This window comes from Streptomyces sp. NPDC058457 (genome assembly GCF_042720695.1).
Classification (GTDB): Bacteria; Actinomycetota; Actinomycetes; order Streptomycetales; family Streptomycetaceae; genus Streptomyces.
Map to the genome: position 1 here is coordinate 1 of NZ_JBHXLU010000161.1, position 11,246 is coordinate 11,246.

The window sequence follows — 11,246 nt, forward strand, 5'->3', positions numbered from 1 at the left end:
GCCAATGACACCGAGTACGGACTCTCCGCAGCGGTCTTCGGCAAGGACGCGGCCGCGGCACTCGACGTCGCCCGCCGGATCAAGTCCGGCATCTGTCGATCGTTGTGTCTTGTACGCCGTGGCCCGCCGCGACTGCCGCTCCTGAGGAGGAGGTGAAGTCGCGGCGGGCGGCCGGTTCGCCTGGCCGACCTGCTACCCGTGTCCCGGCCCCGGCGCGTTCGTCATGCGGTCAGCCGTCGAGGGTGTGCGGGTCGTCGTCGAGATGAGCCTGGTCCACGCCGCCGTGCCCGCCCACGAGGGTGAGTGCGGCCGCCACCAGAGCGGCCACGCCACCGAGCACGAACGCCAGTGAGTAACTGCTGCTGAGGGCGTGGAAAGCGACGTCCTTGAGTGGGTTGAAGGGTATGACCTGACCGTCCGGCGAGGTGATGCTGGCGGGCACCGAGTTGGCGCCGAGCGGGCCCGATCCCACGGCGTGCACAGCCGCCTCCAGCTGCGGCTTCTGATCCGCGGGAGCATGGGCCGGAGCGGCCTGGAAAGCCGCATAGGCCTTGCTCAGACCAGGATTGTCGGCCAGCTTGCGGGCGATCTCCTTGGCAGCCTGGCCCAGCGCGACGGCACCCATGATCGCGGGGCCGAGCGCGAACCCGAGGTCCCGGAACGTGCTCGTGGCACCGCTTGCCATGCCGGCGAGGTGGTTGGGCAACGTGTTGACCGCGACCGCGCTGATGGCGGCGAAGGCGAGTGCCGAGCCGACGCCCGCGAGGATCAGAGGCCCGACGATGGCGCCAAGTGCCCGATCGCTCGTCGGAACGCCGGCGAACCACAGCCCGCTGGCGCCTACGAGGATCAGACCGGTGAAGAGAACCCACCGGGGGTTGTACCGCTCCAACAGCTTGGAGGTGAGGGGCAGTTGCACGAGCCCGATGCCACCGAAGAAGAGGTAGGCGACGGAGGCCTTCAGCGGGCTGATTCCCTGGATGATGGTGAGGCGGATACTGGTGGAGTACATGATCGCCAGGAAGCCGAACATACCGATCACGGTGACCACCGAGTTCACGGCGAACGCCCGGTTCTTGAACGCGCTCAGGAGAAGGAGCGGCGCGTCCGCCCGGTTCTCCACGAAGACGAACAGCCCGAGGAGCACGGCCGCGGCGACGAACGCGATGACGATCTGCGGGCTCCCCCAGCCGCTCTCGGAGCCCTGGATCACGGCGTACAGCAGAGCAAACAGGCCAAGCGCCGAGGTGATCTGCCCCGGCCAGTCCAGGGATCGGCCCTCGGGCGAGGAGGAGTTGCGGGCGATCGCCAGCGACAGGAACGCGCTCACCGCGGCGATGACGAGGACACCGACGTAGGCCCAGCGCCAGTTCGCGTTCCCGGCCCAGCCGCTGTGAATCTTGGTAGAGAGGCCTGCCAGCAGCGGCCCGAGGAAACCGCCGATCGACAGCGCGGCGGCCCAGATCGCCACGCCACGCGCGCGGGTGGCGGTGGTGTGCGTGCCGGCCGCCACCATGGCGAGGCTCGTCGGGAAGATGGCCGCGGCCCCGATGCCACTGAGGAGTTGGGCAAGAATCAGCAACGTCACCCGAGTGTCGGTCGAGTATGCCGAACCCGGCACCAGGACCGCGAGGGTCGAGCCGAGCGCGATGAGCGCGGCGCCCCCGACGAGCAGCCGCTTGCGGCCGAACAGGTCACCGAACACGCCGAAGCCCAGCTCCAGCGCGGCCACGGGAAGCATGAAGGCGTCGGTGATCCACGTCAGCTGGGCCGAGGACGGCGCGAGATCCTGCTGGATCAGCCCGTTGATGAGTGAAGGGACGGCGAGGGCCATCTGCGCGAGGCAGACGGCGAGAACCACCGCGACCAGGGTGCCCGAGGTCAGGGTGTATCTGCCGCCCTCTCCCTCTGCCGCCTTGGGCGAATCGATCTGAACCATGGACGACTCCTTGGCGCAATGCGCTGCTGTCGGAACCGGCGTCCGCTGCCGGACCCTGCTGTGGGTGTTTTTGTCGCGGTCATCCCGGCAACACCGCTGCCGTGCCGCCCTTGGGCCTTGCGGAGCGCCTCCGCGCCGCCGCCCTTCCACCGGACCTGATTCAGGACGCTCGGCGCGCTGGCCGACCGGCTGAGCAGCGTCAAGCTAGGAGTGACCCCAGTCACCCTCAACGGTCATGTTCATTAGACGAACAAGCCGCCGCCGATCCTCGGTCTCGACGCACACGATCCCTGGAGGACGGCCGTGCCGCTGCCGCCCGGCAGGAGCAGTGACTCATGGCTGGGAGGCTGGCGGGCAGGACCGCCGTCGTGACCGGAGGCAGTACGCGCATCGGGCAGGAGATCGCCCGCAGACCCGCGACGGAGGGAGCGGACATCGCGGTCGCGGACATCGATCCGGCCGACGAGACGCGGGACCTCGTCGCGGAAACCGGTCGGCGATTCTTCAGCGACAAGGTCGACATCTCGGACGAGGACGCCATCCACGGGTTCGCCGCCCGGGTCCGACGTGAGCTCGGCGCCGCCGACATCCTGGTGAACAACGCGGCTGTCTTTCTGCTGGCCGATATCGACCACGTGACCTCCGACGAATGGCGTCGCACCTTCGCCGTCAACGTGGACGGCCCCTTCCCGGCCTCCAGGGCGTTCCTGCCCGACCTGAAGGAGTCCGGGTCGGGACGGATCATCAACATCACGTCCTCGAGCTACTGGACTCCGCCGCCTCCGTTTCTCTCCTATGTCTCCGCCAAGGGCGCGCTGAACGGATTCGCCTCTGTCCTGGCCGCCAACCTCGCCGCTCACCACATCACCGTCAACGGCGTCGCAGCGAGCCTGGTCCGGACGGCCACGGCCGCGGAGAAGACGAGCGAGTTCTTCTTCAAGCAGACCGTGCGGACGCAGAACATCAAGCGTGTGCAGATGCCGGCCGACGTCTCGGGCGTCGTGGCGTTTCTCGCCTCCGACGACGCCGCGTTCATCACGGGGCAGATCGTCGTCGCAGACGGCGGAAGCACGCGCCGCCGAAGGGCTCTTCGGAGTGGGCGCCCCCTCACCAGATCCGCACGGTAGAGCGATGGGATCACTCGATCGCGGATTCTTACGCGGCTGGCCCGGTTGGTGAAGGCACCGACCGGCGCGGCCCCGGAGCGCCGGCAGGACGCCAGCCGGGCTTTGATCCCTGACCTGGGTAAACGCGCCGCTGCACTGACCATCCTCCGGGAAAGCACCGGCTCAGGCACGGTACGGGGACACACGGATGATCAGGTGACGCCAGGAGGCAGGCCGACCGCCAGGGGGGAATTAGTATTTTGACATAGGTTTCTTGTCATAGGTAACTTGGGATCGTGACCGGAACCAGTGAGGCTCGTCCGAGCCAGGGCGTCGACCAGGTGGCCGCAGGCCTCGTGGCGTGCCTGCCCGCGCTGAACCGGTCCGTCAAACAGAGCATCGACCGGCGACTGCCCTACCCCAAGCTCCCCGAGCGGCAGTTGGCCCTGCTCCAGTACGTCGCCGAGCACGACGGCTCGACCGTCCACAAGGCCGCCGACGCGCTGCGGATGATGCCGAACAACGTCAGCGCCCTGGTCACCCGCCTCAGCGACGCGGGCCTGCTGGAACGGCACCAGGACGACACCGACAAGCGCGTCGCGCACCTGCGTGTCACCGCCGTGGCGCGTCAACGCATCCGCCAGGCCGAGGACGTCGCGGCGCGACAGCTCGCGGCCGCGCTGCGGACTCTCACGGACGGCGACCGCGACGCCCTCGGCTCGGCGCTCGGCGCCCTTGAGGCTCTCATCCGACGCCTGCGCGACGACTCCGCCGCCTGACCGTTCGGTCCGGCTCCCGTACGTCTATCGCCCTTGCCGCTGCTGTGCAGGGCTCGGTGTGCTGCCCCCTGTACAGCCCACACACAACTCGCCCCCACATGTCCACGCGCCCCAGCCGCGCGCCACACGTCACGAGGACAGCTCACACATGTCTGTCACCGCTGTTTCCACAGCGTCCACTCCCGTGTCCGACCCCCACCCCCGCGGTCTTCGCGCCAACCCCTGGCTGACGCTGATCGCGGTCGGGCTCGGCCTGTTCATGGTCGGCCTCGACGGCTCCGTCGTCTCGATCGCCAACGCCGAGATCGCCCGCGACCTGGGCGCCACCACCGCCGAACTGCAGTGGGTCACCAACTCCTACCTGCTCGCCCTCGCCGCTGCCCTCATCCTCGGTGGCAAGCTCGGCGACCGCTTCGGGCGCCGCACGGTCTACCTCGTCGGCGTCGTCGGATTCACCGTCGCGTCCGTCGCGATCGGCCTCGCCGGCTCGGTCGAGGGCGTCATCGCCTTCCGCGCCGTGCAGGGTCTCTTCGGTGCGATGCTCATGCCCAACACGCTGGCGTTGCTGCGTGCGGTGTTCCCGCCGAAGAAGTTCGGCATGGCGGTCGGTATCTGGGCGATGATCTCGTCCGTCGCCACCGCGCTCGGCCCGATCGTCGGCGGACTCCTCGTCCAGCATGTCAACTGGGAGACCGTCTTCTACATCAACGCCCCCATCGGCGTGATCGCCCTGGTCTTCGGTCTCGTGGTGCTGCCGCAGTCCAGGAACGAGGCGGCGGCGAGCGAGAAGTTCGATGTGTCCGGCGTCGTACTGCTCGCGCTCGGTCTGATCGCCGTCGTCTTCGGCGTCGTCAAGGGCGAGACGTGGGGCTGGACTTCGGCCGGCACGCTCGGGGCGATCGTCGGCGGTGTCGTCGTCCTGGTCCTCTTCGGCTGGTACGAGACCCGCGTCGCGCACCCTCTCCTGCCTATGCGGCTGTTCCGCAACCCGGCCCTGACCATAGGTGTGTTCGTCACCGCGCTGAACTTCTTCGTCCTGCTCGGCGCGATCTTCTTCGTGATGCTGTACCTCCAGAACGTGCACGGCTTCACGCCCGTCGAGTCCGGTGTGCGCACCCTGCCGCTGAGCCTCGCCTCCATGGTGGCCTCGCCGCTCGGCGCGAAGCTCACCGAGAAGTTCGGCCCGCGCCTGACCATGCCGCTGGGGATGGTGCTCCAGACCGGCGCCGCGTTCACGATGCTCTCGTGGAGCGCCGACTCCTCGTACGCCATCATGTGGCCGCCGTTCGTCGCGCTCGGTCTCGGCGTCGGCATCGTGATGGCCGCGTCCTCCGACGCGATCGTCGGCAACGCCCCGGTCAAGGACGGCGGCATCGCGGGTGGCCTGCAGGCCACCTCGCTCCAGGTCGGCGGCGCGCTCGGCACTTCGGTGCTCGTCTCCCTCATCAGCAGCCGCGTCGGCTCCACGCTCACGGAGTCACTGACCGACGCCGGCGTGCCCCACTCGGCGGCCGCCCGCTTCGAGGAAGCGAAGGACGCGGTCGCGATGGGCGTCGCCCCGGTCTCCGACGCGATGCCCGCGCAGCTCAGGGCGGCCGTGGTGGAGGGCAGCCACACCGCCTTCATGAACGGCGTCCACACCGCCGTCCTGGTCACCGGCATCCTCGCCCTCGTGGGCGCCGCCCTCGCGGCGTTGGGCCTCCGAGGCCGGGAGGACGAGACCCACGAGCACACCGAGCATGAGGCGAAGGTACCGAGCCCGGCCGCCGTCCCAGCCGCGACCGGCGTCCGGTCCTCCACCAGCATCAATGTCAGCGGTCGTGGCGACGTCTGACATCAGATCGGCAGGCAGCGTGATACGGATCGTCGCCTCCTCCGGGTCGTAGTGCAGCCGGACCATCAGCTGAAGGACCTCGAACAACTACCTGAGCAGCTGCTCGGGAGCGTTCACAAGGTTGAGTGCCAGATAGGGCAGACCGTCGAGCAGGTCCGCGTCCTCCGTAGTCGGACGGGCGGGCTCGGCGGCGTCGGCTGCGTCCACCTCCGATAGGTCGGAGGGGCCGTCTGCTCGGATTCCAGTCGGTTGTAGCTCTCGCACAGGCCCTTGGCGAACGGGTCGTCGGGACCGGCGGCCTCAGCCTGGCGAGGAATGTTCGCCTGCCGCATCGAGAGTGAGTCGAAAGTGCGCTGGAGCCGGTCTCGCTCGGCCTGTCGCTGTCTCGCTGCGCAGCCATCGACGGAGTTCCGCCGCGAGCGACTCTCGGCGCGCGGGGCCGAACACGCAGTCCGAGCGAAAGGCTGAAATCGCTTCAAGGACGGCGTCCTCGCGCAGGTACACGGTCGTGAGTGGCCGGCGTACGCGTCGGGGCGGCCTCGGTTGTAGGCCTGCGGCTGACAGCTGTAGTAGGTGATGCCATCGCGGTGTTTGCCCGGACATCCGCCGATCGCAGGCGTGCAGAAGCATGCGCGCAGGACATAGGTGCGGCGGGTCTGCGGACGGGTGTCGAGGGCGTTGCCGGCCCGGGAGCCGCGCCCTTCCTGCCGTCGTTCGGCGGGTTCGTCGTACATCCGCTTCGGGATCAGCGGCTCGTGCACCGGTTCCGGTGACCACACCCACAGCGCCGGGTCGCTGTGGGCGCCGCTGCGGCCTCGGCGAACGCGCCGGTTGAAAACCTGGTAGCCCGTATACCTGGGGCGCACAGGATCTCGCACACCACCGACTTGCTCCACGCAACGCGTGCCTTCGTGGCGCCGATGGTGGCGTAGCCGAGGCGTTCGTAGTAGCGCCAGTGCGCGACCGCGGCCTGCGTGATCGTCTCCGCGAGGGTGCCGTCGGTCTCCAAGCGCGACTTGGTCTCGCCATGCTCGGCCTTGACGGGGCTGGGGTGGCGGTAGTGCTAGGCCCGGTAGCCGTACGGAGGCTTACCGATGGTCCAGCCTTCGCGCACGTGGGCGCACAGCCCGCCCCAGGACGTTTCGAGGGCGTTGAACACCTCGTACTCGGCGACGGACTGATCAATACGGCGCTGCAGGATTTGCTGCGCTCGCCCACCGTCCTGCTTGATGGGCTCGTTCCAGGCGGAGAGCGGTTTCGCTATCGGCATCCTGGCCGGGCAAGGAGTTCCCTGGGTGAGCCGCAGTACCTGGTGATCGCCGACGGCCTCACAGGGAGAGCCGCCACCGGGCGGTGGGCCAGGCCGGTCAAGCGGAGCTTCAGCGTGAATCCGGCCTTCGTCTGCACATAGCCGAGGTGGCGGTAGCCAAACGGGAACCGGGCGAGCAGCTCGGGGGCGGGCTTGAAGGAGACGGCGGGGTCGGCCACGTCCAGGCGGTCCTTCCCGTAGACGGGCTGCCTGAGAACGAGCGTCCACTCGTCGTCGTCCCGGAAGAGGAAGTCATGGAAGCGGCCCGTGCACGCCACGGGGCAGGTCCGACGTGTTCGCGCTGGGGCTGCACCCGGGTGACGCTCAAACACCTGCCGGATGCCAGGCGGTGGCGAACCGTTCCCAGTCGCGGGCGTCCCGCCACAGAACCCAGTTCTCCACCAGCTGGCTGCTCTTCGCCTGCCGCCGTGCTGCTGACCGCGGCCTGCCGCATCTGGTCCTCCGTCCCCGCACGCTTCTCCGAGGATCCGGACCGCCAGGGTGGGGACTGCACTCGCGGTGCGGCACTGGACGAGCCCCGAACCTGGTTGGCTCGGCGGCCCCAACCCTCCGTATCCGGAGCACGTTTCATGTCCGGCGTTTCCCAGCAGGTCGACGGTCCCGACCTCGCTCGGGTCCAGCGTGTCGTCAGCGAGATCCCCGGCCCGCACTCCCGTGAACCGCTGACCCGTCAGCGGAAGGTGGTACATGGCCGGCATCGGCGCCGTCCTGCCCGTGTTCGTGGAGGCGGCCGGTGGCGGGGTGATCGTCGACGCGGACGGCAACTCCTTCATCGACTTCGGCAGCGGAACCCCCGTGACCAAGGTCGGCGATTCCGCCGCGGACTTGGAGCGCGCGGCCGCGCAGTTGCGCCGGTCGGCTGTGTGACCGTCTGTGGAGATCAGGCGCGACCGACGGCCGCCACAACATGACCGCACGCGGGACCTGGTGGAGCTGGTCGACCTGGTCGCCCCGGGTGCCGTCGAGATCATGATCGCCGCGACGTATCCCCTCTACCGCGTCACCGACGCCTTCGCGGCACTGCAGCAGCGGCGCGCCCGAGGCGAGATCGTCCTGATCTCCTGAGCACGGCGCCCACCGGCCCCACCGCACCGTGCCGGGTCCGCCACCACGGCACGGTGCAGTGGTTCACCTGCTCGACCGGTCAGGCGTTGAAGAGGTATGAGCCCGCCCGGGCCCGGTAGACCTTGTAGGCCGCGCCTCCGGAGGTGTCGTCGCGGACGAAGGCGGCGCCCCGGGGTGCGGTGACGGGCTGGTTCTGGGTGGGGACCCAGATCTCGGCCTCGGTGTTGTACGGGACGGTGACCGCCAGATCGATCCTCCCGTCCGAGCGGCGGTGCCATTCAGAAGACACCTTGCCGCGCACGGTGTCGATCGAGGCGCTTACGTGGTCGAGGGTCGCGGGCGACAGGTCGGTGTCCTGCGTGTCCTTCGGGACTCGGCTGTTGACCGCGGCTGCGGGGATGTACGGGCGGATGCGCAGCGTCTCGTAGGCAGTTGCGGTCGGTCTGATGCCCGCCAGGCTCTGGTAGAACCAGGTGGCCACGTTGGAGCGGTAGTGGTGGTTGACCGAGAGCCGGTCGGTCCACTGTTCCCACAGCGAGGTGGCGCCCTTGGCTATCTGGTAGACGTAGCCGGGCACGCCGGTTTGCGTGACGGCCTTGAGGGCGATGTCCGTGTAGCCGTACTCGCTGAGGATGTTGAACTCGTAGCGCGAACCGTACATGTCGTTCTGGATGTGCTGGTCGGCTGCCACGATCCGGTCGGCGAGCAGCTTCGCGAGGGCCTTCTTGTTCTCCGCGAGCGTCTTCGAGCCGCCCAGGTAGCGGGGGTCGTCGGGGCTCAGGTCCGAGCCGGGCACCAGGTCGAAGGCGATGGCCAGGGTGTTCTCGCTGGAGATGCTGCCCTGGGTGAAGTAGCCCTGGGAGGCGTCCCAGTAGTTGGCGATGAAGGCCTTGCGCAGGGTGCGCGCCAGCTTCGCGTAGTGGGCTGCGCGTTCGGTGCGGCCGAGGGCGCGTCCCACCTCGTCCATGTAGTCGCAGAAGTGGATGTAGAAGGCGAGGCTGATGACGGCGTTGCTGCCGGGGCTCTCTGCTCCGGAGTAGGCGCCGAGGGAGGCTTCGAACTTGTAGTCGTTCTCGGCGGTGAACAGCGTCTCGTAGTACCTCAGGAGCGTGTCCTGGTGGTCGTAGAGCTCGGCGAACAGGCTGCTGTTGCCGTAGTACGTGTGCAGTTCCCTCGGGATGACGAAGTACGCCGAGTCCCAGGCGGGCACCGCCTTCCACGCGGCGTTCCAGCCGGGGGTGTGGTCGTAGCCGTATCCGCCCTTGGCGATGGGGACGAACATGGGCAGCTGGCCTGTGGAGATCTGGTTGTCGGGGAAGTGGCGCAGCCAGTTGGTGAAGAGGGCGTTGACGTCCCAAGTGAGGGATTCGGACTCGGAGCTGGCCATGGCGTCGCCGGTCCAGCCGTTCTTCTCGCGGGACGGGGTGTCGGTGGGCTTCTGCACCAGGTTGTTCTGTTCGGCCCACTCCAGGTTGCGCTGGAGGCGGTTGAGCAGGGCGTTGTCCGTGGTGAAGGTGCCGGTGCGGGTGAAGCCGGAGCGGGCGACGCCGACGGTGAGCAGGTCGGCGTCCCGCTTCAGGTCGGGGGTGCGGCCGAGGACGGCTTCGAGGTTCATGACCTCCAGGTAGCGGAAGCCGAAGTGGCTGAACTGCTGTTCCCAGGTCTGCGTGGGCCGCTTGCCGAGGGTGTAGTAGTGCGTCTGGAGGTTGGCGTCGTGCTGGAAGTTCTCCTCCTCCACGGAGAGCGGGGAGGAGGCCGTGCCGTCGCCGCCGGCGATGCGGTTGCCACCGCGGATCCGCAGCGTGAGGCCCTCCTTGTCGGGGCGTACGTCGGTGAGCGCGAGGCGGACGAGGCCCGTCAGAATCTGGCCGTAGTCAAGGATCCAGGTCTTCGAGCCGGGCGCCGTCTCGGTGAGGGAGACCGGTTGCAGAATCTGGCTGACCAGCACCGGTTCCGCCTCGTGGGCGCGCAGGACGGCGGGTTTGAAGCCGTCGGGGATCGTCGTGGCGGGCAGTCGGCCGTGGTACTTCGGCGAAGGACTCACGCAACTGCCCGGCTGAATGAGGACGGCCGCTGGACGCCAGGCTCGGCCGGTGCGGTAGCCGACGGAGCGCCAGTCGCCCAGCTCCTCGGCTCGGCGGGCGTCGTACTTCTCGCCCGAGTAGACGGAGTCGAAGGTCGTGGGCCCGTCGGCGGCGAGCCAGTCCCGGTCCGTGACGAGCGTGGTGGCCGAGCCGTCGGTGTACGTCACGACGAGCTTCGCACGCAGGCGCGGCTGGCCGGCGTAAGGGGCTAGCTGCCAGTACCACTCCTGGGGCGTGGTCACGCCGTACCAGCCGCGGCCGAGCTCGGCGGCGACGACGTTCTCCCGGCCGGCCTCCAGCACCGCGGTGACGTCGAAGGTGTCGTACAGGACCGTGCGATCGTAGGTGCTCTGGTCGGTGAGCAGCCGGGGCACGTTGGTCCGGCCCGCGTTCGCCCGCCTGCCGTCGACGGTGAGCGGGGCGCCGTTGACGGTGAAGCTGACGTTGCCCGCGGCGCTCAGGTGCAGCCGGGCCTTGGCGATGCGGCGCCCGCGGGGCAGGGTGAACGCGCGGCGCAGTACCGGGGCCGGGTTGGCGATGGGCAGCATGCTGTTCTTGGACGGGATGTAGGGGTTCTTGGGTGGGAAGGTGAGACCGGCGAGGGTGGCGATGCCGTTCTCGAACGGGTTGGCGCCCGTGGTCAGGTCGGCGGAGAAGTCACGGGCGCCGGCGCCGGTCACCTCGACGCTGCGGATGGTGGCGGAGGTGCCGCCGGCGAAGCCGAAGCTGCCGTGGCGGCGGATCTGGTCGCCGACGAGCGTGCGGCTGTCGACCACGACGCCGTTGACGGTGGTGGTCGCGGTGAGTCCCTGGACGGCGACCTGCACGGTGTGGTCGCGGATGGCCCAGGTGTCCTTGGTCAGCCCGGTGGACGCGGGGAGGGTGACCGTGCCGACCGGAACACTGCGCGTGCCGGCGGTGGTGGGGTTGGTCTCGCTCTGCGGGTCGTAGTAGTTGACCCCCCAGTCGGGCTCGGAGGTGCCGTCGTCCACCCAGGTGTTGCCGGCGTAGTGGCTAGTAGGGCCTGGTCAGGTTCACTCGCCGGTGGCGTGTCTCCTTGATTGCCTGTGTTGTTGAGCGGGTGTGATGGCTGAGGAGCTGGCTGCGGT

The 11,246-nt window shown here is 68.9% G+C and carries 10 protein-coding genes; 6 read left to right on the forward strand and 4 right to left on the reverse strand.

What is annotated here, in order from left to right; all coding sequences use genetic code 11:
- Positions 1 to 156: aldehyde dehydrogenase family protein (locus tag ACFWPS_RS53055; protein WP_383721610.1), on the forward strand; the 156-nt coding region annotated here is incomplete at its 5' end.
- Between the two features lie 73 nt (positions 157 to 229).
- Here the strand turns inward: ACFWPS_RS53055 and ACFWPS_RS53060 are convergent.
- Positions 230 to 1,939 carry an MFS transporter gene (locus ACFWPS_RS53060; protein WP_383721586.1) on the reverse strand — a complete coding sequence of 570 codons (1,710 nt, stop codon included), beginning with the start codon at positions 1,937 to 1,939 and terminating at the stop codon, positions 230 to 232.
- A gap of 335 nt (positions 1,940 to 2,274) precedes the next feature.
- On the opposite strand from ACFWPS_RS53060, the gene ACFWPS_RS53065 reads away from it, so the two are divergent.
- The 3 genes from ACFWPS_RS53065 (at position 2,275) to ACFWPS_RS53075 (ending at position 5,658) form a co-directional block, all read left to right on the forward strand.
- The gene (locus tag ACFWPS_RS53065; protein WP_383721589.1) at positions 2,275 to 3,066 is read left to right on the forward strand and encodes an SDR family NAD(P)-dependent oxidoreductase; all 792 of its coding nucleotides are present in this window, start codon (positions 2,275 to 2,277) and stop codon (positions 3,064 to 3,066) included.
- Between the two features lie 275 nt (positions 3,067 to 3,341).
- Complete coding sequence (locus ACFWPS_RS53070; RefSeq protein ID WP_383721591.1) at positions 3,342 to 3,824, forward strand: MarR family winged helix-turn-helix transcriptional regulator; 483 nt, start codon at positions 3,342 to 3,344, stop codon at positions 3,822 to 3,824.
- 148 nt (positions 3,825 to 3,972) lie between these two features.
- Entirely contained in the window at positions 3,973 to 5,658 is a 1,686-nt protein-coding gene (locus ACFWPS_RS53075; RefSeq protein ID WP_383721594.1) for an MFS transporter, read from the forward strand.
- A 1,063-nt stretch (positions 5,659 to 6,721) separates the two neighbouring features.
- Here the strand turns inward: ACFWPS_RS53075 and ACFWPS_RS53080 are convergent.
- Both ACFWPS_RS53080 and ACFWPS_RS53085 read right to left on the reverse strand, forming a co-directional pair.
- On the reverse strand, positions 6,722 to 6,928 hold the full coding sequence (locus tag ACFWPS_RS53080; RefSeq protein WP_383721597.1) for a hypothetical protein: 207 nt from the start codon (positions 6,926 to 6,928) through the stop codon (positions 6,722 to 6,724).
- Positions 6,919 to 7,245: a hypothetical protein gene (locus ACFWPS_RS53085; protein WP_383721598.1), complete on the reverse strand. Its 327-nt coding sequence runs from the start codon at positions 7,243 to 7,245 to the stop codon at positions 6,919 to 6,921. The genes ACFWPS_RS53080 and ACFWPS_RS53085 overlap by 10 nt, the downstream gene beginning before the upstream one ends.
- Before the next feature lie 430 nt (positions 7,246 to 7,675).
- Between ACFWPS_RS53085 and ACFWPS_RS53090 the strand changes: the two genes are divergently transcribed.
- Both ACFWPS_RS53090 and ACFWPS_RS53095 read left to right on the forward strand, forming a co-directional pair.
- Positions 7,676 to 7,855: a hypothetical protein gene (locus tag ACFWPS_RS53090; RefSeq protein WP_383721601.1), complete on the forward strand. Its 180-nt coding sequence runs from the start codon at positions 7,676 to 7,678 to the stop codon at positions 7,853 to 7,855.
- A gap of 6 nt (positions 7,856 to 7,861) precedes the next feature.
- On the forward strand, positions 7,862 to 8,053 hold the full coding sequence (locus tag ACFWPS_RS53095; RefSeq protein ID WP_383721604.1) for a zinc-binding dehydrogenase: 192 nt from the start codon (positions 7,862 to 7,864) through the stop codon (positions 8,051 to 8,053).
- A gap of 79 nt (positions 8,054 to 8,132) precedes the next feature.
- Here ACFWPS_RS53095 and ACFWPS_RS53100 read toward each other — a convergent pair whose 3' ends face one another.
- Positions 8,133 to 11,129, reverse strand: a complete 2,997-nt coding sequence (locus ACFWPS_RS53100; protein WP_383721607.1) for a family 78 glycoside hydrolase catalytic domain — start codon at positions 11,127 to 11,129, stop codon at positions 8,133 to 8,135.
- Positions 11,130 to 11,246 lie beyond the last annotated feature (117 nt).